At 54.3% G+C, this 16,833-nt stretch carries 15 protein-coding genes; 5 read left to right on the top strand and 10 right to left on the bottom strand.

All coding sequences use genetic code 11. The features are described 5' to 3' along the window. Nucleotides 1–68: 68 nt before the first annotated feature. A complete protein-coding gene (locus ACPUC7_RS18230; protein ID WP_343552441.1) occupies nt 69–248 on the top strand; it encodes a GDFGVC terminal motif YodC-like protein in 180 nt (59 codons plus the stop codon). Between the two features lie 28 nt (nt 249–276). Here the strand turns inward: ACPUC7_RS18230 and ACPUC7_RS18225 are convergent, their stop codons facing one another. From ACPUC7_RS18225 to guaB, 3 genes are all read right to left on the bottom strand, one after another. Continuing rightward, nucleotides 277–1,053: a DUF3750 domain-containing protein gene (locus tag ACPUC7_RS18225; protein WP_494923962.1), complete on the bottom strand. Its 777-nt coding sequence runs from the start codon at nt 1,051–1,053 to the stop codon at nt 277–279. Nucleotides 1,054–1,204: 151 nt separating this feature from the next. Continuing rightward, nucleotides 1,205–2,785, bottom strand: a complete 1,581-nt coding sequence (gene guaA / locus ACPUC7_RS18220) for a glutamine-hydrolyzing GMP synthase (protein ID WP_343552439.1) — start codon at nt 2,783–2,785, stop codon at nt 1,205–1,207. A gap of 72 nt (nt 2,786–2,857) precedes the next feature. Next, nucleotides 2,858–4,324 (bottom strand): IMP dehydrogenase, encoded by a 1,467-nt coding sequence (gene guaB / locus ACPUC7_RS18215; protein WP_343552438.1) that lies wholly within the window; start codon nt 4,322–4,324, stop codon nt 2,858–2,860. Between the two features lie 169 nt (nt 4,325–4,493). Here guaB and xseA point away from each other — a divergent pair, with 169 nt between their 5' ends. The 4 genes from xseA (at nt 4,494) to ACPUC7_RS18195 (ending at nt 7,577) form a co-directional block, all read left to right on the top strand. After that, on the top strand, nt 4,494–5,876 hold the full coding sequence (gene xseA / locus ACPUC7_RS18210; RefSeq protein WP_494923961.1) for an exodeoxyribonuclease VII large subunit: 1,383 nt from the start codon (nt 4,494–4,496) through the stop codon (nt 5,874–5,876). A 78-nt stretch (nt 5,877–5,954) separates the two neighbouring features. After that, the gene (locus tag ACPUC7_RS18205) at nt 5,955–6,968 is read left to right on the top strand and encodes a M4 family metallopeptidase (protein ID WP_494923960.1); all 1,014 of its coding nucleotides are present in this window, start codon (nt 5,955–5,957) and stop codon (nt 6,966–6,968) included. Continuing rightward, entirely contained in the window at nt 6,965–7,291 is a 327-nt protein-coding gene (locus ACPUC7_RS18200; protein ID WP_343552435.1) for a protealysin inhibitor emfourin, read from the top strand. Before ACPUC7_RS18205 ends, ACPUC7_RS18200 begins: the two co-directional genes overlap by 4 nt. Nucleotides 7,292–7,394: 103 nt before the next feature. Further along, nucleotides 7,395–7,577 (top strand): con-10 family general stress protein, encoded by a 183-nt coding sequence (locus tag ACPUC7_RS18195; protein WP_343552434.1) that lies wholly within the window; start codon nt 7,395–7,397, stop codon nt 7,575–7,577. Between the two features lie 87 nt (nt 7,578–7,664). Here ACPUC7_RS18195 and ACPUC7_RS18190 read toward each other — a convergent pair whose 3' ends face one another. The 7 genes from ACPUC7_RS18190 to ispG all read right to left on the bottom strand — a co-directional run bounded on the left by ACPUC7_RS18190 (nt 7,665) and on the right by ispG (nt 16,818). Further along, nucleotides 7,665–10,103 (bottom strand): glucose/quinate/shikimate family membrane-bound PQQ-dependent dehydrogenase, encoded by a 2,439-nt coding sequence (locus ACPUC7_RS18190; protein WP_494923959.1) that lies wholly within the window; start codon nt 10,101–10,103, stop codon nt 7,665–7,667. A gap of 328 nt (nt 10,104–10,431) precedes the next feature. Continuing rightward, nucleotides 10,432–10,659: a zinc ribbon domain-containing protein gene (locus tag ACPUC7_RS18185; RefSeq protein WP_494923958.1), complete on the bottom strand. Its 228-nt coding sequence runs from the start codon at nt 10,657–10,659 to the stop codon at nt 10,432–10,434. 127 nt (nt 10,660–10,786) lie between these two features. Further along, nucleotides 10,787–12,280, bottom strand: coding sequence for a ribosome biogenesis GTPase Der (gene der, locus ACPUC7_RS18180; RefSeq protein ID WP_343552431.1), 1,494 nt, complete (start codon nt 12,278–12,280; stop codon nt 10,787–10,789). A 178-nt stretch (nt 12,281–12,458) separates the two neighbouring features. Then, nucleotides 12,459–13,640 (bottom strand): outer membrane protein assembly factor BamB, encoded by a 1,182-nt coding sequence (bamB, locus tag ACPUC7_RS18175; RefSeq protein WP_343552430.1) that lies wholly within the window; start codon nt 13,638–13,640, stop codon nt 12,459–12,461. A 19-nt stretch (nt 13,641–13,659) separates the two neighbouring features. Next, nucleotides 13,660–14,277: a YfgM family protein gene (locus ACPUC7_RS18170; RefSeq protein ID WP_494923957.1), complete on the bottom strand. Its 618-nt coding sequence runs from the start codon at nt 14,275–14,277 to the stop codon at nt 13,660–13,662. Nucleotides 14,278–14,316: 39 nt separating this feature from the next. Next, a complete protein-coding gene (gene hisS, locus ACPUC7_RS18165) occupies nt 14,317–15,591 on the bottom strand; it encodes a histidine--tRNA ligase (RefSeq protein WP_494923956.1) in 1,275 nt (424 codons plus the stop codon). Between the two features lie 105 nt (nt 15,592–15,696). After that, nucleotides 15,697–16,818 (bottom strand): flavodoxin-dependent (E)-4-hydroxy-3-methylbut-2-enyl-diphosphate synthase, encoded by a 1,122-nt coding sequence (gene ispG, locus ACPUC7_RS18160; protein ID WP_007884889.1) that lies wholly within the window; start codon nt 16,816–16,818, stop codon nt 15,697–15,699. Nucleotides 16,819–16,833 lie beyond the last annotated feature (15 nt).

The following is a 16,833-nucleotide window of genomic DNA, read 5'->3' as shown; positions in this document are numbered from 1 at the left end:
AATCAGGCGCGCGCAGTGCTGAGCGCATATACACTTTGGCAACAACCTTGACCTGATGGAGAAGATGCATGTTTAAAGTGGATGATTTTGTGCAGTCAAAAACCGGTGGACCGAAGATGTTAGTGCAGCGTGTAGAAGGCGATACGTTGTGGTGCGCGCGCATTGATGATCCGATCAAACGCGAAATTGAAGTGAAAGCCGATACCGTGAATCTGTATCACGAAGACGGCGATTTTGGCGTTTGCTAAAAATCCGGCCCCATTGCGGGGCCGTTTTTTAAGGATTGTCGCGCTGCACATTATCCTGACCAATACCGCCGATAAACGGCAGACGCAGCCGGAAAGGCGTGAAATCCAAGCCCATATTTAAACCGAGTACGTTCACTTCTAAGCCCTCCTCCGCTCCAACCGTCACGCCCAGTACACCGAGCAATGAAAGCTGCACGCCGCGTCCCGATGGCGGCAATCCTACTGGATTCAGTAGCGAGCGATAATCTTTGCCAAGTGCATTAGCGGGCAGATCGAGTTTCAGCGCCGGAACTTCACGGCCAATGTGCGCCATAAAGGTGTTGCTGTTTGGCCCCGGCCAGGCGTGATAAGTGGTGGGCCACGGATAGGATTTAATCGCTGCTTCGATCTGCGGAATCATTGCTTCAGCACTTGCGCCACGATGATCAACCAACAAGCGCGGCTTGGCGCCATACCAATAGCCATCAGGCAGATTGCTGTTGCGACGCACCTTATCGCCGCTGCCCCAGCTAATCACTTCATAGCGGTTGTAATGCGTTTCACCGGCGCGCTTAAAGATGATCCACGGATGCACCGCCACTGCGCCCTTCCAGCCATAAGTCGGCGCGGCGTAAACCTGCACAATGGCTTCGCTGGCGTAACGCTGTGGATTGGGTGCGATGCCCGCCGAATCACGGCGCGCAGATGCCCAACCGCCGCGTTCCGAGGTTAACTCACCGCTGCGCGTTGCCTGCGCCAAACTGGCACCTAGCGAGAGCAAAATGACACAAAGAAAAGTGATCAGCACAGCTTTGAAAGGCAGCATCGACAGCATCCTGATGAGTAAAAAATCATCGGCTATCTTGCTACGAAACGGGGAAGTTTGTATTCACTAACTATGCGATTGCTGGTTTTAGACTTATGAAAGAAAAAAAGCCCGCATCAAGCGGGCTTCGTAGCGAACAATCAGAGCAAAATCACTCCCACTCAATCGTCGCCGGTGGTTTGCCCGAAATATCATAAACCACACGGGAAATGCCGTTAACTTCGTTGATAATGCGATTAGAGACGCGGCCGAGGAAATCGTATGGCAGGTGCGCCCAATGCGCGGTCATGAAGTCGATGGTTTCTACTGCGCGCAGTGAAACTACCCAATCGTATTTACGACCGTCGCCCATGACGCCAACAGAACGTACCGGCAGGAACACGGTGAAAGCCTGGCTAACTTTGTTGTAGAGGTCAGCTTTATGCAGCTCTTCGATGAAGATCGCATCGGCACGGCGCAGCAGGTCGCAGTACTCTTTCTTCACTTCGCCCAGCACGCGCACGCCCAAGCCTGGACCTGGGAACGGGTGACGGTACAGCATGTCGTACGGCAGGCCGAGTTCCAGACCGATTTTGCGCACTTCGTCTTTGAACAGCTCTTTCAGCGGCTCAACCAAGCCCATCTTCATCTCTTTCGGCAGACCGCCCACATTGTGGTGCGATTTGATCACGTGTGCTTTGCCGGTCGCTGAAGCCGCCGATTCAATCACGTCAGGATAGATGGTGCCTTGCGCCAGCCACTTAACCTCTTCCAGACGCAGCGCTTGTTCGTCGAACACTTCAACGAACACGCGACCAATGATCTTACGCTTGGCTTCTGGATCGTTCTCGCCTGCCAGCGCATCGAGGAAACGCGCTTCAGCGGCAACGTGCACAATGTTCAGACCGAAGTGGTCGCCGAACATCTCCAGCACTTGCTCCGCTTCGTTAAGACGCAGCAAACCGTTATCCACGAACACGCAGGTCAGACGATCGCCAATGGCGCGGTGCAACAGCATCGCGGTGACAGAAGAGTCCACGCCGCCAGACAGGCCGAGGATCACTTTGTCTTCGCCAACTTGCTCACGAATGCGTTCAACCGCGTCTTCGATGATTTTGGCTGGCGTCCACAATGCTTCGCAGCCGCAGATGTCACGAATGAAACGCTCCAGCATGCGCAGACCTTGACGCGTGTGCGTCACTTCCGGATGGAACTGCACGCCGTAGAATTTCTTCTCTTCGTTAGCCATGATGGCGAACGGACAGGTTTCGGTGCTGGCAACGGTTTCGAAGCCGGCTGGGATAGCGGTGACTTTGTCGCCGTGGCTCATCCACACATCCAGCAGCGGTTTGCCGGCTGCGCTGATGGCATCTTCGATGTCACGCACTAAAGCGCTCTGCGTCAGAACTTCCACCTGCGCATAACCAAATTCACGCTCGTTCGAACCTTCAACCTTGCCGCCCAACTGCATCGCCATGGTCTGCATGCCATAGCATACGCCCAGCACTGGCACGCCAGCGTTGAACACGTATTCCGGCGCACGCGGGCTGTTCAGCTCGGTGGTGCTTTCCGGACCGCCAGAAAGAATGATGCCGTTCGGGTTGAACTGGCGAATCTGCTCTTCGGTGACATCCCACGCCCAGAGCTCGCAGTAAACGCCGAGTTCGCGCACGCGGCGCGCAACCAGTTGCGTGTACTGAGAACCAAAATCGAGGATCAAAATGCGATGTTTATGAATATTTTCAGTCGTCATTGAGGCGTTTCCATTGGGATGGACTTAATAATAAAAGCGCCCGGCGGGTGCCGGGCGCTAAATTTTACGGGATTATGAACCCATGCGGTAGTTTGGTGACTCTTTGGTGATGGTCACGTCGTGCACGTGGCTTTCGGTGATGCCCGCGCCGCTGATGCGGACGAACTCCGCTTTAGTACGCAGATCGTCAATGGTGGCGCAGCCGGTCAGCCCCATGCAAGAGCGCAAGCCACCCATCTGCTGGTGCACGATCTCTTTCAGGCGACCTTTGTAAGCCACGCGGCCTTCGATACCTTCTGGCACTAATTTATCCGCAGCGTTATCGGTCTGGAAGTAACGGTCTGAAGAGCCTTTAGACATCGCGCCCAAAGAACCCATGCCGCGATAAGATTTGAACGAACGGCCCTGATACAACTCGATTTCGCCCGGAGATTCTTCAGTACCCGCAAACATGGAGCCAACCATTACGGCAGCAGCACCCGCAGCGATCGCTTTGGCAATGTCGCCAGAGAAGCGAATACCGCCATCAGCGATAACCGGAATGCCAGTGCCTTCCAGCGCAGCAACCGCATCTGAAACCGCAGTGATCTGTGGCACGCCAACGCCAGTGACGATACGCGTGGTACAGATTGAACCCGGACCGATACCGACTTTCACCGCGCTCACGCCAGCTTCGGCCAGCGCTAATGCGCCTGCGCCCGTTGCCACGTTACCGCCGATGATTTCGAGATTTGGATATTTAGCGCGGGTTTCACGAATGCGTTGCAGCACGCCTTCTGAATGGCCGTGTGAGGAGTCAATCAGCAACACGTCAACACCCGCAGCTACCAGCGCATCAACACGCTCTTCGTTGCCAGCGCCCGCACCCACCGCAGCACCGACACGCAGACGGCCTTCAGCATCTTTACAGGCGTTAGGTTTACGCTCAGCTTTCTGGAAGTCTTTAACGGTGATCATGCCCAGCAGATGGAAGCTGTCGTCCACCACCAGCGCTTTCTCAACGCGTTTTTCGTGCATTTTGTGCAGCACAACTTCGCGTGCTTCACCCTCTTTCACCGTTACCAGGCGCTCTTTCGGTGTCATCACCGCAGAAACCGGCAGGCTCAAATCGGTAACGAAACGCACGTCACGGCCAGTAATGATGCCGACTAATTCGTTATCGGTGTTCACCACCGGATAGCCAGCAAAGCCGTTACGCTCGGTCAGCTCTTTCACCGCAGACAACGCGGTAGTCGGCAACACGGTTTGCGGGTCAGTGACTACGCCGCTTTCGTGTTTCTTAACTTTACGCACTTCGTCAGCCTGGCGCTCAATCGACATATTTTTGTGAATGAAGCCCAAACCACCTTCCTGCGCCAATGCAATTGCCAGACCGGCTTCGGTCACGGTATCCATTGCAGCGGACAACATTGGGATGTTCAGACGGATGTTTTTCGTCAGTTGAGTGCTGAGATCAGCCGTGTTCGGTAAGACAGTGGAGTGAGCGGGAACGAGCAGAACGTCGTCAAATGTGAGGGCTTCTTTAGCGATTCTTAACATTGCAATATCTCCACCTGGGGGCGATTAAAACAGATAAAATATTGCCGCGGCATTATACAGGCCGAAACCGATTGCCTCCAGTGTTTTTTCAGAAAAAGTCTTGATCCTGCGAGCCAGAAAGGTAGTATCGGTTAATTAACCCTCTGATTTAAAATTTGATCTACATCACATGTCGCTACCGCCAACCGCCAATATTTTTACTGTTAGTCGCCTGAACACCACGGTGCGTCAACTGCTGGAAAATGAGATGGGCCTGGTGTGGCTCAGCGCTGAGATCTCAAATTTTACCCAGCCCTCTTCCGGCCATTGGTACTTCACGCTAAAGGATGATGGCGCACAAGTGCGTTGCGCGATGTTCCGCAATAGCAATCGCCGCGTCACCTTCCGTCCGCAACATGGTCAGCAGGTTTTAGTGCGCGCCAGCATTACGCTTTACGAACCGCGCGGTGATTATCAGCTGATTATCGAAAGCATGCATCCGGCTGGCGAAGGCTTACTGCAACAACAATTTGAGCAGCTTAAAGCGCGCCTGGCGGCGGAAGGTTTGTTCGATCAGCAATTTAAACAGCCGTTGCCGGATCCGGCGCGTCAGGTAGGTGTGATCACGTCCGCGACCGGCGCAGCGCTGCATGATGTGCTGCGCGTGCTACATCGCCGCGATCCCTCATTGCCGGTCATCATCTATCCCACCGCCGTGCAAGGTGAAGACGCGCCGGCTGGGATTGTGCGCGCCATCGAACTGGCTAACCAACGTGATGAGTGCGACGTGTTGATTGTTGGCCGTGGCGGCGGTTCGCTGGAGGATTTATGGAGTTTCAATGACGAACGCGTGGCCCGAGCGATTTTCGCCAGCCGCTTGCCGATCGTCAGCGCGGTGGGACACGAAACCGATGTCACCATCGCCGATTTTGTTGCCGACCTGCGCGCGCCAACGCCTTCTGCGGCGGCCGAGCTGGTGAGCCGCAATCAGCTAGAACTATTGCGCCGCTTGCAGTCACAACAGCAGCGCATGGAAATGGCGATGGATTACTATCTGGCGCAGCAGCAGCGGCGCTTTACCCGCATTCAACATCGCTTGCAGCAGCAGCATCCGCAACTGCGTCTGGCGCGACAGCAAACCGCGCTGTTCCAGCTCCAGCGTCGTCTCGGCGAAGCGATGGATCAACGCATGAGGCTCGCCAATCGTCAGCAAGATCGTCTGCTACAACGCCTCAATGCGCAGCAGCCGCAAGGCCGGATTCTGCGCGCCCAGCAACAATTGCAGCAATGGCATTATCGTTTGCAGCAAGGCATGGAAAAGCAACTCAGTCATAATCGCCAACGTTTTGGCAATCTGGCGGCGCAATTGGAAGGTGTAAGTCCTTTGGCGACGCTGGCGCGTGGTTTTAGCGTCACCACTGACAATCAGGGCCAGGTGGTGAAGAAAACCAGGCAGTTGCATAAAGGTGATTTGCTGCGCACCCGATTGGATGATGGTTGGGTGGAAAGTCAGGTAACAGCACTGGAGCCACAAAAAGCGCCGCGCCGTAAAAAGCCTTTAACCGACGCTTAAACGGCCGGGCCAAGGCCGCCCCGATATGATCGCGCGGGTCTATACTTTCTGGTACATACATCAGCCAGGGAGTTTGGTATGACTCACAGCGTTATTCCTCCGTACATCCTGCGTAATATCATTGCTAACTGCTCTGGCGCGCAACAAGACTACGCGCGTCGCACCCTCACCCACGTGCAACAACTGATGGGCGAACATAATCGCCAACCCGCCAGTGTAACCACCGCCCAGCCCGGCACCGTGCTACGCGCTATCTACGATGGTGAAGGCACACAAAATCTACCCGGCACCTTGATTCGCGACGAAGGTCAACCGAGCAACGGTGATATCGCCGCCGAAGAAGCGTGGAATTATCTCGGCATCACCTACGATTTCTACTGGCAAACCTTTCAACGTAATTCACTGGATAACAAAGGGCTGAAGCTTGATGGCACCGTGCATTACGGCAAGGAGTATCAGAACGCCTTTTGGAACGGCCAGCAGATGGTGTTTGGCGATGGCGACGGTGAGATTTTCAATCGCTTCACTATCGCGCTGGACGTGGTGGCGCATGAACTCACGCACGGCGTGACGGAAACCGAAGCCGGATTGATCTATTTCCAGCAGGCCGGCGCCTTAAACGAATCAATGTCTGACGTATTTGGTTCGTTGGTGAAACAGTTCCACCTTAAACAAAGCGCCGATCAGGCCGACTGGATTATCGGTGAAGGTTTGCTGGCAAAAGGCATCAATGGCAAAGGATTGCGATCGATGTCGGCTCCCGGCACCGCTTATGACGATCCGGTGCTGGGCAAAGATCCGCAGCCTGCCGATATGGCGCATTACATCGAGACGCGCGATGACAACGGCGGCGTGCATCTCAATTCCGGCATTCCCAATCGGGCATTTTATCTTGCGGCTAAAGCGTTGGGCGGCTTTGCCTGGGAATTGGCGGGACGAGCCTGGTATGACACGTTGTGCGATAAAACGCTGCCACAGGATGCCGACTTCAGCACCTTTGCCAGCTTCACGGTTAAGCACGCCAGTACGCGCTTTAATCAATCAGTGGCGGACGCCATCCAATCCGCCTGGCAGCAGGTAGGCGTAAAGTGAACATTCAACTCACCGATGACGCGATCATCGAACTGGCACGTGAAGGCGGTATCGCTTTTATCCCCAAACTACGCGGCGAACGACGCTTTGCGCTGGCGCAATTGCCAGAGCCGCAAAAACAGCGCGTTTGCGAGGTGCTCGAACAAGCGCTGCCGCTTGGCGAGCCGGAAGATCAGGCGGCCAACATCGGCCGAGGCGATCAACGTTATTACCGCATTCAGATTACCTATGCCACCCATCACGAAGCCGGTGCGCTGGTGATTTTGATTCCGGAACAGTCTGCGCCCGCCGAGCTGCAAGCGTTGTGGCGCGATGGTGAATAGCTTCTCAGAGATCTCTCAAGGCAGGACCTAACTTACTGACTATACTCAGTAAGTGGCTAGCTAGTCCACGTCGAAGAAAACACCCTTAGATGAGGTCTCTGCTATGACACAAAAATCGCAACGAGGTGGTGCCGGGAACTTTGCAGAAGACCCGGAGCGCGCCAGGGAAGCAGGTAGTGCTGGCGGCAAAGTCAGCGGGGGTAATTTCAGAAACGATCCTGAAAGAGCCAGGGAAGCTGGAAGAAAAGGAGGTCAAAAAAGCCGTCGTCCCTCCAAGCAGCAGTAAATAAGGTACCTTAATGGAAGGTGTCTGCCACGGATGGTGATAAAAAAAGGCCGACATCATGATGTCGGCCTTTCTCATGCTTCGAACTTACTTGCTGTCTGGCAGCGCGTAAGCAATCACGTAATCACCACGGTCTGGCGACTGACGCGCGCCACCCGCTGAGATCAGGATGTACTGCTTGCCATTTTCTGGCGAAACATAGCTGATTGGACCGCCCTGGCTGCCCACTGGCAGACGCGCTTTCCACACTTCTTTACCGGTTGAGCTATCGAAGGCGCGCAGATAGTAATCCTGCGTACCCGCGATGAACACCAGGCCGCCCTGTGTAGCCAGCGTGCCGCCCAAGGTCGGCATACCGATTGGCATCTGCGCATGCATTTTGATACCAAACGGACCGGTATCCTGCACGGTACCCACTGGCACCTGCCACACGATTTGACGGGTTTTCATATCAATCGCAGACAAAGTACCGAATGGCGGAGCCTGGCATGGAATGCCCAGCGGCGACATGAAGCGGTTTTTGTTAACCGCATACGGTGTGCCTTTCAGCGGAACTGCGCCCATGCCGGTGTTGATCGCTTCGCCACCGTTGCTTGCCGCAGATTTGCTGGTGTCTTGTGGGATCATCTGTACCCACAGGCCCAAACGCATGTCGTTAACGAACATGTATTGGTTATTCGGATCGAACGAGATACCGCCCCAGTTCATGCCACCCAGTGAACCTGGGAAGCTGAGCGACATATCAGTATCCGGTACCGTGAACAGGCCATCGTAACGCATACCTTTGAAGGCAATACGGCACGCCAGCTGATCGAACGGCGTTGCGCCCCACATATCTGCTTCGGTCAATTTCTGATTACCGATGCTTGGCATCTCAACCGAATGCGGCTGAGTTTTGGTGTACTGCTCGTTCGGGATATGGCCCTGCGGCATTGGCAGCTCTTCAACTTTAGTCAAAGGCTTGCCGGTCAGGCGATCCAACACCCAAATCATGCCGGTTTTGGCCCCGATAACCACGGCCGGCTTGTTGGTGCCGTCCTTCATCGGGAAGTCTACCAGGCTCGGTTGCATTGGCAGGTCGAAGTCCCACAGATCGTTATGTACGGTCTGATAAACCCACTTCTGCTTACCGGTAGTAGCATCCAGCGCCAGGATGGACGCGCCGTAAGTGTGATCCAGTTTGGTACGGTTCGCACCCCACAGATCCACTGACGAGCTACCCATCGGCAGGAACACGGTGTTCATTGCCGGATCGTAAGACATTGGTGCCCACGAGTTCGGCGTGCTGCGGGTGTAATCTTTACCCGGCATCAGCACCGCATTTGGATCGTCATTGCCTGGATCAAACGCCCAACGCATTTGGCCGGTAATCACGTCAAAGCCACGCAATACGCCGCCAGGCATGTCGGTTTGTACGTTATCGGCAACTCGACCGCCGACAACAACGGTGGTTCCGGCCATCGCTGGCGGTGAAGTCAGCTGATATTGCGGGTCTGGCGCTTTCCCTAAACCGACTTTCAGATCCACCACACCGTGCGTACCAAAGGTGTCACACAGTTCACCGTTATCGGCGTTGATAGCAATCAGGCGCGCATCGATGGTGTTCATCAGGATACGGCGCTGGCAGGTATCACCCGCAGGTAATACTGCCGCGATAACCGGCGTTGAACCCGGCTGCGACGGCTGCTGCAACGGTTTGGTGGCATCGAAGTAGGCTAAACCACGGCAGCGGTTCCATACTTCGGCCTGTGCGTTGATTTCACGTTTCCAGATTTGCTTACCGCTGTCTGCTGCCACCGCAATCACGTTATTGTGCGGGGTGCACAGGTACAGCGTGTTGCCAATCTGCAAAGGTGTTTGCTGATCTTCCGCACCGTTACCGGTTGGGCTGATTGGCGTATCGCCAGTATGGAAGGTCCAGGCAACCTGCAAATCTTTAACGTTGTCGCGCGTAATCTGATCGATGGCGGCGAAACGGTCGCCACCCGGCGTACGGCCGTAGTTGCTCCAGTCTTGCTGCGGTTTAGATTTATCGACAGGAATCAGCGGCAACTCTTTACCGGTGAACGCCACGGTAGGATGCGGCTGGAACATCTGTACAAAGGTCGCCACCATGCCTACGACGATTACCGCCGACAGCGCATAAGAGACTTTCGCCAGAGAGCTTTTGCCTTCGCTTTTACGCAGTGCTGGCCAGGTGATGAAGGCCAGCAGCATCAAACCAGCCGGCACCATCAAACGAGAAACCAGCTGCCAGAAATGCCAGCCCGCATCAAACAGCGACCAAATCAGCGTGCCGACGAACACCAGGATAAACAGAGTGACCGCAGATGATTTGCGACGGAAGAATTGGATCGCCGACAGCAACATCACGATACCGGCGATGAGGAAGTACCAGCTGCCGCCCAGTGCGACTAGCTTGCCGCCACCGATGGCGAAGAACAAGCCGACTGCCAGCAGGACCAGGCCCAACAGTACAGACCAGATGCTCAACCCTTTACCGGGACGAGCGGAATTTTCTGCCATAACAAAAACTCTCCTGAAAAAATAATGCGCTGGCGCCGGTAAGCCTTAAGCAGCCGGTGGTAATGCTCCAACAGATGCTGGAGACATGAACTAATCCGTTACGCTTTATTTTATATCTATTGGTACGGGTGCAATGCCCGTGATTCGGCGCTTGTGAGCGAGGACACAACGCAGGTGAGAGTGATTCTCGCTACAAGGCGGCAGGATTGTACCACCTGGTACATTAAAAAGTGAATATCCATAACGAGGGAGTTACTGCTCAATAGCATTTTTGCTACAAATCCAGCCGTAACTTGTTAATAAATATAGCCGGGCATAACGTAAATTCTCAAACCGCTTGGGTATCAGGAACGAATTCGATGCGTTTTTTCGAGATCAAACCGTCGCCATGCTGGCAAAAGTAATCCACCGCACCGCAGGCTTTCAGCACTTGCAGCGGGCGATGGCAATCAGGGCATAAGGCGATGGGATTGAAATGGCGGTTACAGTGAAGACAATCAAAACCGTTTTCAGCGTGAGTAAGTGGTTGCTGACAGATTGGGCAGTAAGAATTCATTTATCATCCTCTGCGGTGTGTATTGGTCACCATAAATGGCGACCCTACGTAACTTTGCCACGATTCTCGTAGGGTGCGCATTCATGCGCGCCGACATAAAAAAGGGCCCGCTTGGGCCCTTATCATGTTAACGCTTGTTCTTTTTCAGATGTGACATCAAACGTTGACGTTTACGCTGCTGGGTTGGCGTCAGCAGGTTACGTTTGCCTGCATACGGGTTGTCGCCTTCTTTGAACTGAATGCGAATCGGCGTACCCATCACGTTGAGTGAACGACGGAAGTAGTTCATCAGGTAACGCTTATAGGAATCCGGCAGATCCTTCACCTGGTTGCCGTGAATCACCACGATTGGCGGGTTATAACCCCCGGCGTGCGCATATTTCAGCTTCACACGGCGACCACGCACCAATGGCGGCTGATGATCGTCAGCGGCCATAGTCATGATGCGCGTCAGCATTGCCGTGCCCACACGCTTGGTGGAGCAATCGTAAGCTTCGGTTACCGATTCAAACAGGTTGCCGACGCCGCTACCGTGCAGCGCAGAAATAAAGTGGATACGCGCGAAATCGATAAAGCCCAGGCGGAAGTCCAACATCTCTTTGACTTCATCCCTGGCTTCCTGCGTCATGCCATCCCACTTGTTGACCACGATCACCAGTGAGCGCCCACTATTCAGGATAAAGCCGAGCAGCGACAGATCCTGATCGGAAATCCCGGTACGAGCATCAATCACCAGCATCACCACGTTGGCATCTTCAATCGCTTGCAACGTTTTGATTACTGAAAACTTCTCTACGGTTTCCGTTATCTTTCCACGCTTACGCACGCCTGCAGTATCAATCAGAACATACTCGCGCTCATCGCGTTCCATCGGGATATAGATGCTATCGCGCGTGGTGCCCGGCATGTCGAAAACCACAACACGGTCTTCGCCAAGAATACGGTTGGTGAGCGTTGACTTACCCACGTTTGGACGACCAACAATCGCCAGTTTGATCGGCAAGGTTGTCGGGTCAAAATCCTCTTCTTCCTCTTCTGCCAGCGCCTTTTCGGTCTCTTCTTCTTCTAAAGCGGCCCAATAGGCGGCGTTCTCTTCTTCTTCCGTGAGCTCGACTTCAGGAACAATTTCATCCATCCACGGTAACAGCGCGGTTTCCAGCAAGCTGTTGACCCCACGACCGTGCGAAGCGGCAATAGGGTGAATTTCACCTAAGCCCAGCGCATAGAAATCCAGCACCGCAGCTTCAGGATCGATACCGTCAGTTTTGTTAGCGACAACAAAAGTGGCTTTTTCACGTGCTCGCAAGTGATTGGCGATTTGCTGATCCGCTGGCATCACGCCCGCGCGCGCATCCACCATAAACAGCACCACATCGGCTTCTTCAATCGCCAACAGCGATTGTTCCGCCATGCGGTTTTCGACGCCTTCTTCGGTGCCATCGATACCGCCGGTATCAATAACAATGAATTCGCGCCCTTCCACTTCGGCGCGACCATATTTGCGATCGCGAGTCAGCCCAGGAAAATCCGCCACCAGCGCATCACGAGTGCGTGTTAAACGGTTAAAAAGCGTAGATTTTCCCACATTGGGACGCCCAACCAGCGCGACCACAGGTACCATAAGACTTGCCTCAGTTTTAAAAATAAATCGCCCGAATGGCGTGATTATAACGACATTTGCCGTCAGGCGTCAGGCGGAAGGCGCAAAGAATACCATGCCTGACTAAAAACGAAACGGCCCCTGACGAATCAGGAGCCGTATAAGCGAGCGGGAAACAGATTCCCGCAAAGCCAAAACCTTAACGCGTGATGGCGTAAACCTCACCACCTTTCGCCTGGATCAGCAGCTTGTCACCGGCAACAACCGGTTCAGTCTGGAAGCCGTCGCTATCCAGTTTCTGCTGCGCCACGAAGCGACCATCAAGGGTATTAATCCAGTGCACGTAGCCTTCGCTATCGCCAACCACCAGATAACCGTTGAACAGCACCGGTGAAGTCAGGTTGCGATGCAGCAGATCGCTTTGACGCCAGATGGCCACGCCACCGTCAGCATTCAAGGCAATCACGCGGTCATCTTGATCAACCAGATAGATGCGACCGGCATCCACCACCATGTCTTTCACGCCGCCGATTTCACGTTTCCACAACACCTGACCAGAACGCAGTTCCAGCGCGGTAAGATCTCCGTTATATGCCAATGCATACACCACGCCGTTAACTACCACTGGCGTGGTATCAACGTCGCTCAGGCGATCGATTTCAGTGGCGCCGCTTGGCTGCGAAATACGCTGCTGCCAAATCAGCTGGCCTTGATTGACGATAACTGCGCTCACGCGACCATTGTCACCGCCAACAATGGCACCACCAAAGGCGACAGTCGGTGCGGATTCGCCACGCAGCGACAACGCAGGCATATCAAGGTTGACGCTCCATTTGATAGCACCAGTGCTCTGATCCAGACCTTGCAACATGCCGTTGCTGGTGTGAATCAGTACTAAACCATCACTGACCACAGGACGCGACAGCGCTTCACCGGCGACTTTAGTCTGCCAGGCAATGCCACCATCGCTGGTATTCAGTGCAAACACCTGACCACGTTCGCTACCGATGTAGATGCGGTCGCCATTAGCGGTTACGCCGCCAGACAGCAGTGCGGAGATGTTTTTAGAGAAGAAACCGGTTTTCTCAGAGAGATTAACTTTCCATTTCTCTTTGCCGTTGCTGGCATCCAGCGCTTTCACCACGCCAAAACGATCGGCTGCGTAGACGGTGCCGTCCAGCCAGGCTGGGTGCAAGTTGGAATAGAAGTCACCAACGCCATCACCTACGGAAGTGCTCCACGCAGTCTGCGGCGTAAACTGGTTTTCCACTTTTGGCAGCGGGGCCATTTTCACTACATCTTCTTCGCCGCTGAACAGCGAGCAACCGCTGAGCAGAGTGACTGAAATCAGCCCCGGCAGCAGGTATTTACGTAATTCCATGTGCGCTCTCTTGACTGGCTTAGCTTAAGTTATTCATCTTCATCTGCAGCATTTGCTTCAGCGCAGGAGAAGCCTGCGATTCGGCACCTTTGCTCCAGGCATCGCGTGCGCCCTGCTTGTCGCCTTTGCTCAGCAGTGCTTCACCACGAATATCCGCCACAATGGCTGTCCAGCCATCACCCTTAACATTGTTAAGCGTAGAAAGTGCGGCATCGGCCTGACTTTGCTGCAATTGAATGCGTGCCAGACGCAGGTTAATCACCGCCTGCAAGTTGGCATCTTTGGTATCTTTCAATCCACTCTGTAACAGAGTGATGGCTTTATCTAACTGATTGGCTTCAACGTACTGCTTAGCCAGATCCAGCGAGGCCAGCGCACCGTAAGTGTTGCTATTTTCGCTGGCGAATTTAGCCACGGCTTCCAGCGTTTGCGGCTGATCGGCCTGCATGGCGCTGGTCAGCTGCTGATACTCTGCTGATGCCGCTTTATCTGTTCCTTCCTGATGGCTGGACCAGAAACGCCAGCCACCCAGCGCAGCGATACCGATGATTACGCCAACGGCCAGAAATTTGCCATTGTTGGCAAAGAACTGACGCAGCGCGTCAACTTGTTCGTTTTCGTTGCTGTAAACTTCCACGCAATCCCTCTCTTTAATATGGCTGTTGCAGTGCTGCGCTTACTGCAGCAGCGTGCGCAACGTCGCAGCGGCGTCGCTCTGAGCCAGCGTTTGTTGATCGCCGGTACGCAAGTCTTTCACCACAACCTGGCCCGCTTTCATTTCATCTTCGCCCAGCACCAGCGCAATGCGTGCGCCCCACTTGTCTGCACGGGTAAACTGCTTCTTGAAGTTGCCGCCACCGAAGTTGGTCATCAGCTTCAATGCTGGATCAGCATCACGCAGTTTTTCCGCTAGTTGCATCGCGGCGGACTGAACGCCCTGCCCCGAAGCGATAACATAGACATCAACAATGCGCGTCGGTTCAAATTCTGGATTAACCGCTTGCACCAGTAACACCAAACGTTCCATGCCCATAGCAAAACCGACCGCTGGCGTCGCACGACCACCGAGCTGTTCAACCAAGCCATCGTAACGTCCGCCGCCACAAACAGTACCCTGCGAGCCGAGGCTGCTGGTCACCCATTCGAATACGGTGCGGTTGTAGTAATCGAGGCCGCGCACCAGACGCTGGTTGATACGGTATTTGATACCGGCGTCATCCAACATGGCGCACAAACCGCTGAAGTGTTCACGCGACTCTTCATCGAGGAATTCACCGAGCGTTGGCGCATCGTTGAGCAGTTTCTGGATATCAGGATTTTTGCTGTCGAGCACGCGCAGTGGATTGGTATACATGCGGCGTTTGCAATCTTCGTCCAGCACGTCCTGATGTTGCTCAAGGAACGCGACCAACGCGCTGCGGTAATTGGCACGCGCATCCAATGAACCGATCGAGTTCAATTCCAGCTCGACGTGATCGGCGATACCCAGCGCTTTCCACCAGCGCGCGGTCATCATGATCAGCTCTGCATCAACGTCTGGGCCTTGCAGACCAAACACTTCGACACCCATCTGGTGGAACTGGCGATAACGACCTTTCTGCGGACGCTCGTAACGGAACATTGGGCCGGTGTACCACAGACGCTGTTCCTGATTGTAGAGCAAACCATGTTCGATCCCAGCACGCACGCAACCTGCGGTGCCTTCCGGGCGCAGCGTCAGGCTTTCGCCGTTGCGGTCTTCGAAGGTGTACATCTCTTTTTCAACCACGTCGGTGACTTCACCGATGGCGCGGCTGAACAACGGGGTATGCTCAACGATTGGCAGACGGATTTCACTGTAGCCGTAGCTGGCCAAAACCTGCTTGAGGGTGCCTTCAATACGCTGCCAAATCGCGGTATCCGCCGGCAGATAATCGTTCATCCCGCGAATCGCTTGAATATTCTTCGCCACGTTAGAATCTCTTAAGACAAAAAAACCTGTCCGGCATCATACCTTATGAGGATGAAACCGCACAGGTTCAATCACAAACTGGCACGCGACAGGCGCGCACCGCTTTTATTTTTCCAGCTGTTGCACGTTGATACGGCGGCTTTCATCCAGCATGGTCGCCTTGGCGCGAATACGCGCTTCCAGCTGATCGATCATGTCATTGTTATCCAGACGATCGCGCTGGCGTACACCATCTTCGTAGAAGCCACTTTTCTTAGCGCCGCCGGTTACGCCGAGCGTTGACACCGTAGCTTCACCGGGACCATTCACCACGCAGCCGATAATGGAGATATCCATTGGCGTGATGATGTCTTCCAGACGCTCTTCCAATGCATTCACCGTGCCGATGACATCAAATTCCTGACGCGAACAGGTCGGGCAGGCAATAAAGTTGATGCCACGTGAACGGATGCGCAGAGATTTGAGGATGTCGTAGCCGACTTTCACTTCTTCAACCGGATCGGCGGCCAGTGAAATACGCAGCGTATCGCCAATCCCTTCGGCCAACAGCAAACCTAAACCAATGGCTGATTTAACCGAACCGGCACGCGCACCACCGGCTTCGGTGATACCTAAATGCAACGGCTGATCGATGGCTTTCGCCAGCAGACGATAAGACTCAACGGCGAGGAAAACGTCGGAAGCTTTAACACTGACTTTGAATTGATCAAAGTTGAGGCGATCGAGGTGATCCACATGGCGCATCGCGGATTCGAGCAGCGCCTGCGGCGTTGGCTCACCGTATTTTTCCTGCAGATCTTTTTCCAGTGAACCGGCGTTGACGCCGATACGGATCGGAATATTGTAATGGCGCGCACAATCCACTACCTGGCGGATACGCTCATTATTCCCAATGTTGCCTGGATTGATACGCAGGCAATCGACGCCATACTCGGCCACTTTTAAGGCGATACGATAGTCAAAGTGAATGTCCGCGACGAGCGGCACGTTGACCTGTTGCTTAATCAGTTTGAAGGCTTCAGCCGCATCCATGGTTGGCACGGATACGCGAACAATATCAACACCGACGCGCTCAAGCTGGCGAATCTGGTTGACGGTCGCGTCCACATCAGTGGTACGGGTGTTGGTCATTGACTGAACGGCGATGGGCGCACCATCGCCAACTGGCACCTTGCCGACGTAAATCCGTGTTGATTTGCGACGGATGATGGGTGCTTCGTTATGCATATTCTCTCTCCACAA

The sequence above is a fragment of the Pantoea sp. CFCC18179 genome, assembly GCF_059412405.1.
Note: the sequence above shows the minus strand (reverse complement) of the source record. Positions and strands in the feature narration are given on the sequence as shown.